This is a genomic window from Streptomyces sp. STAM6 (assembly GCF_054963715.1).
Window position 1 is genome coordinate 1 of sequence record NZ_JBUEFZ010000044.1, and the last position, 16,880, is coordinate 16,880.

Consider the following 16,880-nt stretch of genomic DNA (forward strand, 5'->3'; position numbering starts at 1 on the left):
GGGAATTGAGGAATTACGCTTCGCGTAATTCTGCCCTTTCTCCGCTTCGCTCCGAAAGGGGGTGGGAATTTCCGCTCCGCTCCAATTCCCTAACCGCGCTCCGCGCGGGGCTGGCTACGGCCGGAGGGAAGCGAGTGCATCACTTCGGCCGACTGTGTAGCAGTGACAGAAGACGCTAATCCCCAGGTAAGGCCGCCATTCCAACTACCAGACTCACAGACTCTGTTAGCCCCGGAGTCTGTGAGTCTGACCCTCACCGGCCCCAACAACCAACCCCCGCAGCATACCCCAGCAGGACACCCACCAACACCCCTCCCGCGAATCCGACAACACCACCCAACCGAGTGGGCAAGCGAACTGACGGACGATCACCAAAACCACCACACGCCCGCCCTCACCCTGCTACCGTCACAAGAACGGCCACCGGCCTAGCTCCCGTGCATCACTTCTAAGCACTGTGTAGAGCGACCGGAACAGCCGGACCCCCGGACAGGGGCAAGGGAAGGGGACCCAATGAGCGCACCGCGTGAGCTCCGCCCGCACCAGGTAGAAGCCGTAGAAGCCGCCGTAACGGCCCTTGACGCGCCGCCGAAGGGAATCCCAGCGAACGGGCTGCGCGTGTCTGTGGTGGCCGCGTGTGGTACCGGAAAAACGCTGATCGCCGCACACTCCGCGCTGCGCATCGCAAAGGGCGGCCGGATTCTCGTCATGTTGCCGACTCTCGACCTTCTGACTCAGACGGTAAGGGAATGGCGCGCAGAGGGTCATGACGGCCGGTCAGTGGCGGTGTGTTCTTTGGACGATGACGCGGGGCTTTATGCGGCGAATGTGCGGACCACCACAGATCCGATGGTTCTCGCCGAGCGGTACGGTCGGGGTCCGGTGACCATGTACGCCACCTATGCGTCACTGCCTGTCATCACAAGCGCGTTCAGTGCGGAGTACGCCGGGGAAATGCAGCCTTTCGATCTTGTCGTGGTGGACGAGGCGCACCGGACGTCGGGGAGCATGGGTAAGGCGTGGGCGGCGATTCACCGGCAGTCGGAGGTGCCGGCGGCGCGGCGGTTGTATTTCACGGCCACGCCCCGGATCTGGCAGGAGCGTCCGCCAAGCCGGGAGGTTCGGGCCGGGCTGCGGGAGGCGTTGCCGGCCGAGCTGGCGTGCTCGATGGATGACGAGAGCGTCTTCGGGCCGATCGTGTATGAGCTGGGGCTGGCGGACGCCATCAGCCTGGGATTGCTGGCCCGGTACCAGATCCTGGTGGTGGAAGTCCGCGACCCGGTGGTGACGCCTGAGCGGCTGTCCGGGCCGGAGGCGCGGGAGGAGGAGGTTCGGGGTCTGCGGCTGGGCGCGTTGCAAGCGGCGCTTTTGCGGACGGCCGCCGAGCACGGACTACAGAAGATCATCACATTTCACCACCGCACGGTGGAGGCAGAGGCTTTCTGCAAGGGGCTGAAGAAGAAAGCCCAGGAATTGCACGCGGCTAATCCGGAGAAGTACCCGGCGTCGGTGTGGTCGGGATGGCTGCGGGGCGAGCACGAATCCGACCACCGCGCTCAGGTTTTGGGCCAGTTCGGCGGAACAGCCCATCGCGCCATTCTCTCGAATTGCCGGGTCTTGGGGGAAGGGGTGGACTGCCCGGCGGTTGACTCGGTCGCTCTGCTCGACCCCAAAGGCTCGTCGGTGGATATCGTCCAGGCCATCGGGCGGGCGCTTCGGCAAAAGCCCAACGCGGGCAAACTGGCCTCATTGATCGTGCCTGTTTTCCTGGGGGAGGATGAGCATTGGACGCGGGCAAATATGGTCACGTCCGCCTCTTACCGGCCGCTGGTAAAGGTCCTGATGGGTCTTCGGGCGCATGATGAGCGTGTGATCGAGCTGCTGGCCATGCCACAGGAGAACTCACCCCGGCAGCCGGGGGAGACGATCGGTCCCGAGCCCGAGGAGGGTGAGGAGGAATCGCGCACCCTGCTGCGGTTCTCCACGCCGCGTGATCCGGCCGCTGTCGCTGAGCTGGTGTCGCTGCGGGTGCTCGACACCGAGCGGCGGGACTGGATTCGCGGCTACTGGGCAGCGCGCACGTGGGCGAGCCACCAGGGCCACCTGCGGGTGCCGCTGGGCGCCGACTGGGAGTCGTACCCGCTGGGGCGGTGGATTCGCCGGCAGCGCGCCGCGTACGCCTCCGGGCAGCTCGACGGGCGGCGCGTGGGGCGGCTGGAGCGGCTCGGGATGGTGTGGGACCCGGCGGAGGCCGAGTGGCAGGACAACCTTGCGGCCGCGCGCCTCTACATGGGCCGGTACGGGACGCTTGCGGCTCCGCGCAGCGCGGTGGTGGCCGAGCCGGGCGGAGAGGCCGCACGGGCGCTGGAGGGGCCGTCAGGGGCCACAGGACGGCCTATCGGACAGTGGCTGTCCAACTGCCGCCGGCCCGGTGCCCTGTCGTCTGAGCGGGCCGCACAGCTCGCCGCCATCGACAAGGACTGGAACCCCGACTGGCCCATCGACTGGCAGCGCCACTACGCGGGTGTACGGGCGCTGGTCGTGGACGGCGGCGCGGCCGTGGACGAGATCACCCCCGGTGTGACCGTGCACGGCGCGGACGTCGGCCGGTGGCTCCAGCGGCAGCGCGAGACGTGGGCCGAGCTGTCACAGGCGCAGCGCGAGCGGCTGACCGCGCTTGGAGTCGCGCAGCCGGCCCCCGTGGCGGCCCCGACGAGAGGCGGCCGGGCGGCGGCATGGGAACGCGGGGTGGCGGCGGCCCGCACCTACCTGGCCCGTGAGGGCACGCTGACGGGCGTCTCCCGGGCACATGTCGAGCGGATCGAGCATGACGGCCAGGAACACGCGGTGAAGCTCGGAGTGTGGCTGGCAAACCAGAAGACACGCCGCGCGAAGCTCCCTGCGGATCGGGCGGCGGTACTGGTGGAACTCGGGGTGATCTGACCCGGCCCAAAGGCCAGCGCTGCGCCCCTCGCCGACGCGAGGGGCGCAGCGCTGTGCACAGAGACCGTGGCGCCCGGTTCGGTGTCTCGAACCAGGCGCCACGAGGATGGGTGCTTCGGCATTTCCACCAGCGGATGGAATGAAAGTCAGGTGCTACCTAGTCGCTGGCGAGCGCCGCTCTCCGTCCGAGGTCTCTTCGTCGGGGCCGTATTCGGTGGTGGGCTGGCCACAAGTGAAGTCTTCGGCGGATTCGGCCGCGTACATGCCGCCGATGTCGTCGTGATCGTCGAGCTGGGTCGGGGGGACAGGCTGGCGTGCTGCGTCCGAGATTTTCCGGTACCGCTCACTCCAGGATGCGTCGTCCAGCACTACTTCCTGATCGCTGGCCGGCCCAGATTCCAGGTACTCCAGCATCGTTGCTAGAGGGATGGGAGACACCGGTACGCCTTCCTCCCCGCTGCGAATCTCCACCTCCTCTGCTGCGTCAGAGATCTTTCGGAACAGCGTGTCCCAAGACGTGGGGGACAGATGGAGCGGGTCAGTTGTGCCCCTCTCGTCCAAAAAGCTCATTAGCCTCTCATGAGGCGAGGAGCGTGAAACGTCCTTTTGCATGCGCGGGTATCCCTTCCTTTTCCTTTCCGAATCAAGCCCTTGGGAGTTTCAAGCTCCCGACCGGGACTAGATCCCGACCCGGGGACCACGGAGACTGAGGTGCCGCGATCCCGAGACGGGAGCTACTCCTCCAAACAGCGCCTTACCTTTTCGCTGGCCTTTTCCAGATCTCGACACACAGTTGATGATGAAACCTTCAAGATTTTGGCGATTTGCACGCCCTTGAGCCCCCACACATACGCATACTCCCAGGCGAGCGCTTCCCGCTTGTTGCCGATTGCAGATTTGGCGGCGGCTACGAGATCCCAGTAGATGGTGTTCCCTGATGTGGGATCGTCTTCCGTACGGGAGCTGTCCGGACTCGGCCGGAGATTCTCCTTTAGTTCTACAGTTTCCCTCTTTGTTCGTTCACGTGCATAGTGATCATAAAGCTTCCGACGGCCGACGAGGGTGGCGAAGGCCATCAACGATTGAAACCGGATTCCCCTACGGAATTCTCGCAACATGACGATGCATACTTCTGACGCAATGTCTTCCGCAAGATGCCTGTCGCCGGAGTTTCGCGTGAGGTAGGGCACCAGCTTTTCCCATACCCCTTTCAGTTGGTAGCTGAATTCCCGTTCGAGTTCTGCGGGTGGCTTCGACTTCGCCGATGGGTGGGGAGTCATGTGACCTCCAGGTCGAGAGGGCGGGACCATGCTGCGCAGAGGTCCTACATGTCTGTCCGGTGAGAGGGGCGGAATTTTGCAGCCGGGGCAGAGAAAAAAATCCGGCTGCCTGGCGTCGAGTAGTCATGGACACCAGAACCGTGCTCGTGATCATGCTGGGCGTCATGGCCGTCTATGTGGCGTACCGCGACGTCAAGGCCGGTGCCGCAATCGGGGTGGGCACTGCCGTCATGACGCTGCTCTTGGAGTACTTGTCATGACCACATATCCCCTGACCACACATCCCCTGATCAGAGACGGACCCGAAGGGGGCCAGGGTCGGAATCTGGCGGCGCCCCGCTGGACGGGACTGCCAACCGGCCCGGGCGGGGTCGGTTCGCGGGGGGATGGGCCCCCTACCCGTACGGGTCTCAGAAACGCCGAAGGGCCGCGCCCTCACGGGTACGGCCCTCCCTCACGCTGCTGGCCGTCGCACGCGTCAGAGCAACGGACTCTTCTTGTACTTCAGCCGTTCGCCGCTCTCGGCATCGCTCGTTACGGGGCGGGCTGGTAGGTGACCGCCGTAGCGGGGCAAGCGGCAGCCGACGAGATCGTCCCCGGGGTGACCGTGCACGGCGCCGACGTCGGCAAGTGGCTCGCCCGGCAGCGCGAGACATGGGCGGAGCTGTCGGAGGCGCAGCGCGAGCGGCTGGACGCGCTCGGCGTCACCGAGTCCGAGCCTGCGGCCGCGCCAAAGGTCGGCGGCCGGGCAGCAGCATGGGAACGCGGCCTCACGGCGGCCCGCGCCTACCTCGCCCGGGAGGGCACCCTGACCGGCGTCTCACGCGGTCACACCGAACGAATCGAACACGAGGGTCAAGAGCACCAGGTCAAACTGGGGGTATGGCTCGCGAACCAGCGGAGCCGACGCGCAGCGCTGCCGGCCGAGCGCGCCGCCGTACTCACAGAGCTTGGGGTGATCTGACCCATCACGCAGTAATGCGCCCTCGCGAGACCGGGAGGGCGCATCGCCGACGGTGGCGGCCTCTTCGGGGTGCAGTCGTCCGACGTCCGCCATCTCGCACAGCCGCGCCAGATCCTGTGCTTTGCCGGCGACTGGGCGACAGCGGGGCGTAGCGGCTGCCCGCCCCTTACCCGCCCGTGAGGGCAGCTGACCGACGTCTCGCGCTCTCATTATCGAATACGACGAAAGGGAGACGGACAGGCAGCAGCGTCTGAGGAAAGTACGAGCCGCTGCCGCCCGTACCCTTCAAGGGGCCGCTGTAATGGTTCACCTCTGCCACCTCGGCCACATGACATCCCCATGCGGAGAGCTGCTGTCAGTCCTCCGTGCTCTGAGTCAGCAGGGATACCGTTGATTCACGCAGGTATTCGTCCACTGCCAGTTCAGGGACGCGGAAGGAGCGACCGACTCTGATCGCGGGAAGGTGACCCGCATGGACCAGCCGGTACACGGTCATCTTGGACACGCGCATCTTGTCAGCGGCCTCAGCCACGGTGAGGAAGACAGTGCCTTCCACCACGGCCCTGATCTGGCTCGCATCACTCGCATCAGCTGGCGGGCGCCCCTTCCGGAGTTCGCCTGGCACCTCGTCTTCCTGGCCGGCGGAATGCATGTCACCGGGGGCGGTCTCTGTCGCGGCGGACGGTTCGTCGGCCTCCTCCGCCATCCAGCTGAGCAGCCCTTGCTTGCGCCGGGCGAGGCTCGCTTCGTCGATGGTCACGGCGGCTTCGGTTTGGTGCAGCAGGTTGGCGATCACGGTATCTGTGTCGTGGGCGCTATTCGTCATGCTGCTTCCTCCTCTCCCTTTCGTGCCTCTCGCACTGCCACCTCATCGGTCTTCTCTTTCAGGAGCTTGGGCAGTGCCTCGCGCAGCTGTTTTCGGGCAAGTGACACGTGCTTGCGTACGCCTGACGGCTGGATGTCCAGCAGGTTCGCGATGAACAGCGGCGTCTGCTGCTCCAGGAAGTACAGCAGGGCGACCTGTCGGCGTACGGGCGGGAAGGTCTGGATCACCTGCCAGCATTGCTCGAGATCTTCGCGCGCGATCACGAGATCGGCGGGGTCAGGCGCGCTCATGCTGTGCAATTGCTGCACACCGAGCTGGTACCGATCACGCGCCTCCGTACGGCGGATGTCATCGATCCACTTGTACCGGCAGACCTTGCGCAACCAGCCGCGGCGGGCGTTCGCGTCCGCATCGGCGATCGACGACCAGCGTTCCGCAGCCGCCATGAAGGTGCGCTGCACGAGGTCTTCCGCGGCGGCTGCGTCGGTTCCCATCCGCACCATGGCGTATCGGGTCAGGGCGCTTGCCTCTCTGTCCCATAGGGCCGCGACCTGTTCCGCGACCTCATGCGCAATGCGCCGTTGAGTCACTCGCGTCCCCCCTCGTCCATCGCCGGGGTGCCCCCTACGCGTACGCGCATGGCCGGGCCCCCGTGCCCCGTCCCTGGACCACCTCGCTGCCGGCCGGAGCGTTACGCATAAGCGCAACCAGGGTGGTCCTGCGCTGCCATTCGCTCAGGAAGATCACGGCCCCTGCGAAGAGAAAGGGCAGACACATGCCCCACGGGACCGGCAGCTGCACAACGGCCGACCAGAGCCAGCCTGTCCCGTGCACCAAGAGAGTATTCACACCAGATAGTCGGTTGAGAGGCACCAACCGCTGCCTCTCAGACACAAAATTTTTTCCGGAAGCAGGACGGCTTCGTATTAGGTGAGGTCAGAGCGCTGACCGTACTCCAGGTCACCGAGACCGGGCCCGCGGCAAGGGCTGGCGGCCGGGCGGCAGCATGGGAACGGGGCGTAGCGGCAGCCCGCACCTGCCTCGCCCGTGAGGGCCAGGGCAGGGTTCACCGTCCGGCCTCGCGCTGGGCGAGCTCCTTCAGCTCCATCCGCGCGGCGGGCGTCCCGGCCGGGCTGGACCAGAAGGAGTGGCCGGCGATCCGGGCGGACAACTGCAGCAGCTCCCGGCGTCCCGCGGACCGCGGGAGCGGGGTCCGCGAGCCGCCGGTAGGTGGCATACCAGGAGGTCTGGGCCCGGAGGAGGTCGAGGGGAAAGTCGTGCGCGTCCACAACCCCTGATTGGATTGCTTGTTCGAGTTTTCGGGGCAACCACACAGGCCGGCGCCCCCGGGGGTTCCGGGGGCGGCTTGGTGGCTCCTTTAGTGGGTGGCGGCTTCGTCGACTTGGCGGCGGGCCCGCGGTGTGGTGCGTTCTCGCCGGAGGCCGGGGCGTGTGGGTGGGCGGGCGGGGAGTTCGCTGGGCCGGGCGGGCCTGGTGGCGGCGGCTTCCAGCAGGGCGCGGATTTTGCGGGCGAAGTCGGGGCCGGGCAGGGGCAGCTCGCTTTCGGGTTCGCGGAGGTAGCCGATGGCGACGGCGGTGGGGATGTAGTCCATCAGCTCGGTGACTACGGCGGGGCGGGGGCGGGTGGCCTGTCGGGCGAGGCGGCGCAGGATGCGCAGGATCGTGGTGGTGGGGGCGGTGTGGTCGTGGTGGAGGACGACGGGTTTGTCGCCTTGGTGCAAGGTCGTACGTGCGGGAGTGGGTGAGGCGTGTGCGTCGTCGGTCTGGTTGTGCCACCAGCGGGCGGTGTGGGTCTCGCCCAGGGAGAGGTGGTGAAGGTAGAGGCAGTAGGCGGCGGCGGGCTGGCCGGCTCCGGCGGCGTACTGCCACCAGAAGCGGGCTCCGTCGTCGGTGTCGGTCAGCTGCAGGACGCAGGCCAGGACCAGTGCGCTGCGGGGCTCGGGCACCTGGTCGGTGACGAATTCGGCGACCGCGGTGGCGGGGGTGTGGGTGACGAGGGTTTCGCACAGCGCGCGCAGGTCCTCGGCCGCGTCCGCCGCCGGCTTCGATGTCCCGCCCGGCATGACCGGTGTGAGGGCCGGCCGGGCGTGCGGGTCGGGCTCGCGGGGCGGGACGGTGTCGCGGGGCACGGTGCGGTCGCGGACGAGCAGTGCCCTGGACAGGATGTGTTCGAGCGTGGTCATAGGGTGGGTCCTCCGGTCTGGGGCGGCAGCTCGATGGTGTCGTCCAGGAAGCGTTGGGCGTGGCGCTCGTCGGACCGTACGGCGGCCGGCGGGATGCCGAGCAGGTCGGAGACCTTTTCCCGCGGGAACCCGCACACACGCCGCAGCACCATGACGTCGAGCTGGGCGTCGGGCAGCCGGCTGATCGCGGTGAACAGCTCCAGGCTCTCCGCCAGCTGCGCCGCCTGGCCCTCCGGGGAGGTCTGCGCGCGCAGGGCGACGGTGTCGAAAGCAGCGTCGCCCAGGACGGGCCGCTGGTCGCGATAGTCGGCCTTGGCCTTGACGGTGGCGCGCAGGATGCTCCACGCATAGCGGCGGAAGTCGTGGAGCCCACTTCGCTGTGCGCCACACCGATGATCTCGCGGTCGGAATGAACCCACTGGCCGCCGTGCGGGGCGTCGGGGCACCTCAGCCTGCGGACGATCGTCCACACCGCCAACCGCGAGCTCGCCGGTGGGGGCGAGCTCGATCTCGACCGAGCGCGTCGAGGACGGTCTGTCCCGACTTCAGCAGCGCGACCACCACCAGCACGATGACCACGAATACCGCGGCACGAAGGGCCGGGGACAACGCCCCCGTCCCACAGGACAGGTGGGTGGGCAGAACACTTCTACGCAGACTTCGTGAGCGTGAGAATCGGGATTGGTGCATGATCGGGCCTCCTGGGCGCTGGTGTGTACACGCCTGACGGTGCCCGTGTGGCGATTACCGGTCGCCGACACGGACGGTGATGGGAAGCAAGCGTGCTGTGTCCGGCAGTACGGTGGCAAGCCCTTCTCCCCGGCGGAACGACACACCCGAAAATCGCGCACCGCGGGGGGCGTTCGGCGCCCCTCCGCCCGGATTCCAGCAGTCCCACAGCAGGCACGGCTGAGCCGACGGGGGCACCTCAGCCGTTCGGAACGGCCCGGACACTCCGCGACGAAAGGGCTCTGAGGTGCGCGTATGTCATTCGGAAGGCAGCGGAAAGCTTCTGCGATCTTGTAATGCCCCCCGATACTGGTGAGACTGGGCACCAACGGCCCGCCGGTAAGGCAGCCGCCGCCGTGGCAGCCCCTCGTCAGTCCTCCCGGGCGCGATGCGGACAGCTCACGGACAACAAGAGGGCCCCTGTTACCGGCAGGGGCCCTCTCTCAATGTCACCACGGCCTGTCGCCGCTTTCCGAACAACATCCCGCAGCGTCACGATCGTACCGAGCGCCCACGCCCCCCGGCAGGCCGAAAAGACAATCAAACCCGGCACACCCAGGGCAGGCTCGCCCACCAGCATCCCAGCCGGCCGCCCGTGCGGAATCGCCGATGCGGCATGCAGATCGAGAAGCAGGCCGCGCCAGGCCGTCAGAACAACAAGCCCTCTTTCTCCGGCTATCGCCGAGAAAGAGGTGTCGGCCCACGAAGGGGGGGTTCACACCTTCGGTGCAACCTCGGGTCCGCCTGTGCAGACATCTGCGGGTACAACTCTCTTCGAGGACGCCGCCGGCAGGCTTGCCCGGATGTGCCGGGACACATAGGTGTCACCTGGGCAGGTGGTCACCGCTGCGCCGGGACACGACGGTCAACACTGGATCAGTCAGTGAAGTGGCTGGGGTCCGGGGCCGCGGAGGCGGCGCGCGAGATCGCGGCTTCGTGGGCGGCGAGCTCTTCCGGGGTCCCGACGAATGCAGGTCCGCAGTTCGGAGGGAGGCGCTCGACCACCATCGCGATGGCTTGCTGTGGCATCGCGGCCGGCCCCACGGTCTCACTGCGCAGAGGGGCGGAGACCCAGTACCCTCCTTCGGCCACGGCCGAGATGTAGGGGATGTCCCATGTCCATCGCTCCCCTGTGCAACGGCTGAAGTGCAACTCCCCCATTCCTGTCCACGGGAACAGCCGGCGTAGGCGGGGTTCAGCGTAAGCCGCTTCGAGCAGTTCCGGACGGACCCGCCCGTCGTCGCACACCTTCCGCCAACCCGCCTCGACCACGGCTCGGCCCGGTGATGTCCCATCCATGGTGACCATCATCCCCGCCGCTACTCGTTCGGTCGCGAAGGCCACCATCCCCCATCACGTAACGAACCCGTGCGCCCCCACAGCCCTCCACCCTGGCTGCGGCCGGCCCGCTCGCCCGCCCCGGGATACGTCCTTGGGGCGCTTGCCCTTGGCCACGCGCCGCGCCTGACTCAGCCCGGCCCGGCCGTCGCCGCTTCAGCCCTGCGGAGTCCGGCGGCGCAGCTCCCGCACCGCACGGTCGAAGGCCGAGTCGCGCGCGTTGCGTGCCACTTCGCCGGTGAGGACGCCCGCGAGGTGGTGCGGCGGGATGCCGGTGCCGTCGAAGGTGGTGCCCGAGGAGGTGAGGAACTCCTCGTTGGGCAGGCCGAAGGACCAGCCGTACGGCAGCTCGCGTTCCATCACGTCGGAGAAGACGCCCTGCGTGGGGCGGCCGATGCGCACGGTGGGAGCCGGGCGGTCGATCAGGGCCTGGGTGAGGGTTTCCCCGGCGCTGTAGGTCTCGCCGCCGGTGAGGACCGCGACCGGCCCGGTGTAGCGGAACCGGCCGGGGGCGGGGCGGACGGTCACGGGCTGGGGGCGGGTGAAGCGGGTCAGGTCGGCCGCGTCGTCGCGGACGCGCTTGGCGTAGGCGACGTACGGGCGGTCGGTGAGGCGTTCGGCGACCTGGAGGGCGAGGGCGTCGGAGCCGCCGCCGTTGACGCGCAGGTCCAGGATCAGGCCGCGCAGGCCGGGCTTGAGGACCTCGCCGAGAGTGCGGTCCAGTTCGGCGCTGTTACGTGCGTAGTCGCTGCCCGGGCCCGCGTATCCGCCGAAGCCGGAGATCCGCAGATAGCCCATGCCGCCGGGCAGTTCGGCGAAGCCGACGCGGCCGCCGGCGAAGGCGCGCAGCGGTGTGCCGCCGAGGTCCCGGCGCTCGATCCAGCTGCGGACCCGAGCGTCCAGTTCCGGCCCGGGCACAAGCGTGCCGGGACGGGGCTGCGCGAAGCTCCCCGTGTCCCCGGCGTCGAGCCGCACGTGCGCGTCGTACAGCGGTCGCACCATCTCCCGGAGGACGCCGAAAAGTTCGGCGTCGGGCATGCCGTCGTGGACGCGGGGGCGGTACCGGTCGCGGACCGCGTGCCAGTCGACGCCCTTCGCCATGAAGAAGGGGTAGTTCTCCTCGAAGGTGTGCCAGAAGACGTCGAACGTGGCGAGCGCGCCCGTGGGCGCCGGCCTGCCGCAGTCGGCGGGCAGCGCCGCCACGCGCCGCAGGCCGCGGTCGCCCGTCGAGCCGTCCAGGTGTACCGAGGCCCGGGCGCCGCCCGGCAGGGCCCGCATCCGGTACACAGTCGAGCCGTCGGTGTACGTGGTGGGTTCCGTGCGCCGCGCGGTGGTGCCGGGCAGGCAGCCGGCGGCGCTCGTGTGGTACTCCCGCAGCTCCCCGTCGCCGACCGTCAGCACGGTCCCGTACCCGTCCATCCGCCACACCCCGTCCACGCCGTGCGGCGTGCCCGCCGACGCCGGTGCGGCCGTCAGGGTCGTGCCGCCCGTCGCAGCGAGCAGTGCGGCACAGGTCCAGGTACGCCAATCGCGCTTCGTTTTCATGATCGACAGCATCGCCGGCGCGGCTCGGCGGCGACATCCCGGTGGCCCGCCGGTCCGTACGGGGGACAACCCCACCCCGGAGGAACGCGCTTGACATCAAGCATGGTTGAGGTCGGAGGCTGTACGCGTATCCACGAAGCAACGAGTGCGGGAGGCACATCATGAGCAGGCCCCAGGTCGCGGGTGTGACGGTTCCTCAGGAGGACGTGGACGCGATCGTCGCGTTCGTCGCCGGAGTCGAGCACGCGCAGCAGAACGCGCTGCCCGACGCCTTCATGAGCGGCTTCAGACCGGACGCCTTCTGGACCACCGCGCACGGCAGGCGGCTGACCGGGTTCGAGGAGATCAGCGCCTTCACGCACAAGGTCCTGCCCGCCACGATCGACCAGGGTGTGACGGCCACCTACGAGGTCGAGCACATCCTCTTCGTCCGCCCCGACATCGCCGCCGTGAAGGTGCGCCAGCGCCCGGTCACCCGGGGCGGCGAGCGGCTCGACGAGGTGTTCCGGGGTGACGCCGACCCCGAGGCGCTGGTGGCGGCCCACCCCGACGCCGTGCCGGGCACGCCGATGTACGTGCTGGCCAAGGACGACGGCGTCTGGCGGGTCGCCGCCGCCCAGAACACCAAGGTCATCGACCCGGAGACACTGGCCGCGATCGCGGGCTGAGCCGGCAACCGGGGTGCCGGGGGCCCGGGGGGCGCGACGCAATGCCCGGCCGGCGGTCAAGGTCGGGGCGCACGTCCGCTTTCGCGGCGTGAAGTGGCAGGTGGTCGCCCTGGCCGGGCAGGACATCCACCTCGTCGGGCCGGACGGCGGTGGTGAGGCCGTACTCGCCGGGCATCTGTTCGCCGACCCCGGCTTCGCCGTCGTCGGAGCCGACGCGCCCCAGGCCTCCCCGCAGTGGGGGCTGTTCGAGACCTCCCCCGCCGCGGCGCGCGAGAAGGCACTGGCATGGCAGCGGCACGTCAGGGAAGTCGAGTGCGGGCTGCCCGGCGGACCCGGCAGCGACGGGGTGATGCGGGCCGAGTATGACCCGCAGAGGTGGACGCTGGCCGAGCGCGAACGCGCCGAAGCCGCTGAGCTGACGGCGCTGGGCTTTGTGCGGGTGTCGGACAGGACGGTGCAGAATATGCGGCTGGCGTACCGCAAACAGGGCCTGTGGGGACTGCTCGACCACCGCTCCACCTGTGTCTCCAGTCCCACCGGGCGGGCCGACGAGCGGGGCGTCGCCGCCGTCCGTGAGGCGCGGCGCCGCCGGCGCGGCCGCTCCAGGGACACCGTCAACGGCCTGTTCCCGCTGATCAACCAGATCCTTGAAGACCGGCACGGCCCCGGTACGGTGCCCGCGCCATCCCAGGCCACGCTGTACCGGCTCGTCACCGCTCTCGCCCGCCCGGTGAACTGCCCACCGGGCCCGTGATACAGCAGCGGGTGTCGACGGGGGGGTCTTCACCCCCGCCACGGCGCTGCGGCCCGGCGAGCAGGTCCAGATCGACACCACCCGCCTGGATGTCCTGGCCCTCCTCGACGACGGCCGCCTCGCCCGCCCCGAACTCACCATCGCCGTCGACGTCGCCACCCGCGCCATCCTCGCCGCCGTCCTGTGCCCGAGTACAACCAAAGCCGTGGACGCGGCCCTGCTGCTGGCGGAGATGGCCGTCCCGCACCCCGCCCGGCCGACCCGGCCGGACATCTCGCGCATGGACCACGCCCCCGCAACTCCCCCACCAGCGGCTGGCCGCGCCGGATGAGCGCTTGGCCGGTGCGGCACCCCGGCCGCCGTCCTGCCCGAGACGATCGTCGTCGACCGCGGCAAGGTCTTCGTCTCCGCCGCGTTCACCGCCGCCTGCGAACACCTGGGCAGCAGCGTCGAGCCCGCCCCGCCCCACGCCCGAGCCGCCAACGGCATCGTCGAGCGGACCTTCAGCACCATCAACCACCTGTTCTGCCAGCACCTGCCCGGCTACACCGGCTCCGACGTCACCCGCCGCGGCCCCGACACCGAACAAGAAGCCTGCTACAGCGTCGCCCAGCTGCAGGACCTGCCTGATGAGTGGCTGGTGCACTACCACCACCGGCCCCACGAAGGCCTGCGGCACGCGCTGATGCCCCGCAAGGCGCTCACGCCGAACCAGATGTGGGCCGCGCTGGTCGCCGTCGCCGGGTACGTGCCCGTCCCGCTCACCGGCAGCGACTACCTCGAGCTGCTGCCCGTGCGCTGGCAGGCCATCACCCCCGCCGGCATCACAATCCACCGCACCTACGACCACGATCTCCTCGCCCCCTACCTCGGCCAGCCCTCCCCCGTCGCCGGCCGGGGCGGGAAATGGGAGATCCATTACTAGGCCACAGCGGCTGGGGCAGCCGGAGCCGCCAAAGCCGCGATCGTCGGCGGCAAGGCCATCGCATCGCATGGCGGCCTCACCTCACTCACGACACCACACGCGGCAGCCACCGCTCACGGCGTCGGGTTCGCCGAAGCCGCCCGCCAGACGGCACACGTCGCCACCCATGCCGGCTACTACCTCGCCGCTGCGGGCGGAACCGCAGCAGCCATCGAAGCGCTGCGCAACGACGACGCCGAAGGAGCGGCCGACGCGATTTGGGACGCCTCCACCAACGCCTACGACTCGTTCACCTGACCCCCAAGCGGTACTCGTCGACCCGGCGTTCACCACCGTCTCAAAACGTGACGCCCGGGCGCGGAGCAGCACCACTGGTATCGCAGCGGGCCCGAGTCATCCACACCGCTGCTACCGGTCCTCTTCGTGACCAGCGCCATCAGCACGTGGCCAGGCCCGACCACCATGCGCCGCTAACCGTGGAAGCGCGCAGGTGGTCCAGTAGCATCCGTGGGTGGTCCCTGACGCGGCACGCGCGAGGCACTACACGGCTGCGGGTTCCGTCATGATGTGTGGTTCGGATACGGTCCATAGAAGGACTGCACGAGCGTTACGGACGGTAGGGGACGGGCTATGCGGTGGCCCCTCAAGCGACACGATGTCGGTGAACGTGCCGGCAATGCTGCCGAGGACGATGCGGTGCGAGCCGGTTCGCTCGGCGGCGAGAGGGTGCGGCTCGAAAATCTGCGCTGAGAGCGGACGTCACGGCCCGCAACGAAACGTTCCACCAGGATCCGCCTGCCGTGATCGGTCAGCCGGTGCCTTACCGTGGCACACGAAGACCTCCGTGCGTGGTGTGGAGCGTAGACGCCTCCACCACACCGGAGGTCTTCGCCATGATCAAGACCAGTCAGCGTCAAGACCAGTCACGTTAACAACGCTCGTGATCAATATGCCTAGCCGACCTTGAAGGCGTACACGTACCGGGTGTTCCGCGTCGCCTTGCCCGGCTCGTCTCCTTCCGCGTACTCCGACAGACCCCACAGCAGTTTGTCGCCGCCGGTCTCGGCGTAGCTCAGGTCCTCCGGGCCCGGAGGCGTCGACCAGAGCTTGCGCGTGGTCACCACCTTGGCCGCGTCGGCCCTTCCGTGGCGGATGCTGCCGTTGCCCAGCCTGCCGTTGCTGACGGAAAGGTAGAACTCCTCGCCACCGGCGGACTTGAGGCTGAGCGCGCCCTGGAGTTGCGCGCCGTCGTGGATCGCGTAGGGCGTGGGCGAGAGCACCGACTTTGTGCCGGGGTCGACGGGGGACAGCCGCCCCTGCCCGTCGAGCGCGAAACGGACCCCGCGTGCCGTCAGCGGCCCTTGGCCGGGGGTCACGTACTCGCTCACCAGCAAGGAGGGGCCGCCCTGCGAAGTCCGGTCGAGGGACACCTGCGAGTAGTTCATCCGCTCGTTGGGGTGCTCGATGTCGTCGTAGGCGCGCACTTGCGGCAGGACATACTTGGCGCCGTAGGCGTAGTACTTCCCGTCGAAGTAGCCGCACTGGTCCCTGGCGGGGCCGCCAGTGACGACCTTGAGCATCGCGTTCGTGTCGAAGACCCGTAGGCCCTTGCGCGTGTCGACGACGTAGAGCAGGTTTCCGTACCAGGCAATTCCACCGACATGGGCGTTCACGGGCTTGAAGTCGGGCAGGCTTTCGTCCCCGGTCAGGACCGGCTCGACGAGCAGGACGTGGCGGTAGCGGGGTATGCGGCGACTGCGGTCCACGAAGGTGATCCGGGCGGCCTGGTGGCGGGCGGCGTCGAGGGTGTACCAGGACACGAGCAGGGTCCGCCCGCCCGAGCCGTTCGCGTCGTAGTCCGTGGTGATGCCCTGCGGCCGCCAGCTCCGGGTCTCGAAGTCGGTGTCGGCCCACCTGAAGCAGTGCCGGACGCGACGGTTGCCCCGCAGGGTCGGGTGCCTCTCCAGCACGGCGCGTGTGTTGCGGGGGTCGGCGAGGACGCCGGCGACCGTCACCGGCTTCAGTTTCGCGAAGTCCCGCAGGTGCCGGATCGCCTCGGCGTACGACGCGCCTCCGGGCGTGCCCTCCCGTATCCAGAGGCGTACGGGCTCCATCCCTAAGGTGTGCGGCGCCTCCGGCGGGGCCGCGTGATGGGCGGCGGCGGGGGCGGCAAGGCCGCCGACGGCCAGGGTGAAGGGAATCGCCGTGACGGCGCGAAGAACGCTTCTGCGTGTGGTGTCCATGGCTGGAAGGTAGGACCGGGGTTCGGCCCTTGTCCGCCCCTCGGGCGTGTCCCGGACACGGGCCTCGCCCGTGACCAGCCGCCCCGCCCTTGTCCCGGACAGTGGGGCCTTCTCGGCTACTGCCGCCCTTCATCGGATCCCGATCTCCTGCATCAAGATGCCCCGTGACGTCGGCGTGGGCCCACACCGCTGCGGCCGTCGGCACCCTGCCCGCCTGGGCCCGCGACGCGGTGACAAAGGCACTCACACACGCCGCCGCAGGCATCGGCTCCGCAGGCGCCTTCGACACAATCCGCGCCGACCTGGGTCAGCCGAGGTAGTTCTCGCGATGCGTCGGCTTCTCCAGCGTCCAGAATTCGCTCGAGCAGCTCGACGGCAGCGGCGGGAACCGGTGCCCCTTCACGTCGTGCTCCAGTGGTGCTCTCTGCCGCAGTCACGTTCGTAGATCCCGCTGGTGGGCGC

At 68.8% G+C, this 16,880-nt stretch carries 17 protein-coding genes; 6 read left to right on the forward strand and 11 right to left on the reverse strand.

Going from position 1 to position 16,880, the window contains the following annotated elements:
* Positions 1-513: 513 nt before the first annotated feature.
* Entirely contained in the window at positions 514-2,943 is a 2,430-nt protein-coding gene (locus ACY34K_RS30480; protein WP_462752877.1) for a helicase associated domain-containing protein, read from the forward strand.
* Positions 2,944-3,096: 153 nt separating this feature from the next.
* On the opposite strand, the gene ACY34K_RS30485 is transcribed toward ACY34K_RS30480, so the two are convergent.
* Positions 3,097-3,555 carry a hypothetical protein gene (locus ACY34K_RS30485; protein ID WP_462752879.1) on the reverse strand — a complete coding sequence of 153 codons (459 nt, stop codon included), beginning with the start codon at positions 3,553-3,555 and terminating at the stop codon, positions 3,097-3,099.
* Positions 3,556-3,677: 122 nt separating this feature from the next.
* Positions 3,678-4,223, reverse strand: a complete 546-nt coding sequence (locus ACY34K_RS30490; protein WP_462752881.1) for an RNA polymerase sigma factor — start codon at positions 4,221-4,223, stop codon at positions 3,678-3,680.
* Between the two features lie 125 nt (positions 4,224-4,348).
* On the opposite strand from ACY34K_RS30490, the gene ACY34K_RS30495 reads away from it, so the two are divergent.
* Entirely contained in the window at positions 4,349-4,483 is a 135-nt protein-coding gene (locus ACY34K_RS30495) for a hypothetical protein (protein WP_462752883.1), read from the forward strand.
* Positions 4,484-4,776: 293 nt separating this feature from the next.
* The gene (locus tag ACY34K_RS30500) at positions 4,777-5,187 is read left to right on the forward strand and encodes a helicase associated domain-containing protein (protein WP_462752885.1); all 411 of its coding nucleotides are present in this window, start codon (positions 4,777-4,779) and stop codon (positions 5,185-5,187) included.
* A 355-nt stretch (positions 5,188-5,542) separates the two neighbouring features.
* Here the strand turns inward: ACY34K_RS30500 and ACY34K_RS30505 are convergent, their stop codons facing one another.
* The 7 genes from ACY34K_RS30505 to ACY34K_RS30535 all read right to left on the reverse strand — a co-directional run bounded on the left by ACY34K_RS30505 (position 5,543) and on the right by ACY34K_RS30535 (position 11,828).
* On the reverse strand, positions 5,543-5,755 hold the full coding sequence (locus ACY34K_RS30505) for a helix-turn-helix domain-containing protein (protein ID WP_462752941.1): 213 nt from the start codon (positions 5,753-5,755) through the stop codon (positions 5,543-5,545).
* Between the two features lie 254 nt (positions 5,756-6,009).
* The gene (locus ACY34K_RS30510) at positions 6,010-6,603 is read right to left on the reverse strand and encodes an RNA polymerase sigma factor (protein ID WP_462752887.1); all 594 of its coding nucleotides are present in this window, start codon (positions 6,601-6,603) and stop codon (positions 6,010-6,012) included.
* 476 nt (positions 6,604-7,079) lie between these two features.
* Positions 7,080-7,250 carry a hypothetical protein gene (locus tag ACY34K_RS30515; RefSeq protein WP_462752889.1) on the reverse strand — a complete coding sequence of 57 codons (171 nt, stop codon included), beginning with the start codon at positions 7,248-7,250 and terminating at the stop codon, positions 7,080-7,082.
* Between the two features lie 141 nt (positions 7,251-7,391).
* Positions 7,392-8,216 (reverse strand): hypothetical protein, encoded by an 825-nt coding sequence (locus tag ACY34K_RS30520; RefSeq protein ID WP_462752891.1) that lies wholly within the window; start codon positions 8,214-8,216, stop codon positions 7,392-7,394.
* Positions 8,213-8,635, reverse strand: a complete 423-nt coding sequence (locus ACY34K_RS30525; protein WP_462752893.1) for a sigma-70 family RNA polymerase sigma factor — start codon at positions 8,633-8,635, stop codon at positions 8,213-8,215. Before ACY34K_RS30525 ends, ACY34K_RS30520 begins: the two co-directional genes overlap by 4 nt.
* Before the next feature lie 1,186 nt (positions 8,636-9,821).
* On the reverse strand, positions 9,822-10,292 hold the full coding sequence (locus tag ACY34K_RS30530) for a DUF6193 family natural product biosynthesis protein (protein ID WP_462752895.1): 471 nt from the start codon (positions 10,290-10,292) through the stop codon (positions 9,822-9,824).
* Positions 10,293-10,439: 147 nt separating this feature from the next.
* Positions 10,440-11,828 (reverse strand): S41 family peptidase, encoded by a 1,389-nt coding sequence (locus tag ACY34K_RS30535; protein WP_462752897.1) that lies wholly within the window; start codon positions 11,826-11,828, stop codon positions 10,440-10,442.
* Positions 11,829-11,989: 161 nt separating this feature from the next.
* Here ACY34K_RS30535 and ACY34K_RS30540 point away from each other — a divergent pair, with 161 nt between their 5' ends.
* Both ACY34K_RS30540 and ACY34K_RS30545 read left to right on the forward strand, forming a co-directional pair.
* Entirely contained in the window at positions 11,990-12,496 is a 507-nt protein-coding gene (locus tag ACY34K_RS30540) for an SgcJ/EcaC family oxidoreductase (protein WP_462752899.1), read from the forward strand.
* Between the two features lie 88 nt (positions 12,497-12,584).
* Positions 12,585-13,250 (forward strand): hypothetical protein, encoded by a 666-nt coding sequence (locus ACY34K_RS30545; protein WP_462752901.1) that lies wholly within the window; start codon positions 12,585-12,587, stop codon positions 13,248-13,250.
* Here ACY34K_RS30545 and ACY34K_RS30550 read toward each other — a convergent pair.
* Complete coding sequence (locus tag ACY34K_RS30550) at positions 13,207-13,896, reverse strand: hypothetical protein (protein ID WP_462752903.1); 690 nt, start codon at positions 13,894-13,896, stop codon at positions 13,207-13,209. The genes ACY34K_RS30545 and ACY34K_RS30550 overlap by 44 nt on opposite strands.
* Between ACY34K_RS30550 and ACY34K_RS30555 the strand changes: the two genes are divergently transcribed.
* Complete coding sequence (locus ACY34K_RS30555) at positions 13,891-14,175, forward strand: hypothetical protein (RefSeq protein WP_462752905.1); 285 nt, start codon at positions 13,891-13,893, stop codon at positions 14,173-14,175. The two genes, ACY34K_RS30550 and ACY34K_RS30555, sit on opposite strands and share 6 nt — an antisense overlap.
* Before the next feature lie 953 nt (positions 14,176-15,128).
* Here the strand turns inward: ACY34K_RS30555 and ACY34K_RS30560 are convergent.
* Complete coding sequence (locus tag ACY34K_RS30560) at positions 15,129-16,418, reverse strand: hypothetical protein (RefSeq protein WP_462752907.1); 1,290 nt, start codon at positions 16,416-16,418, stop codon at positions 15,129-15,131.
* Positions 16,419-16,880 lie beyond the last annotated feature (462 nt).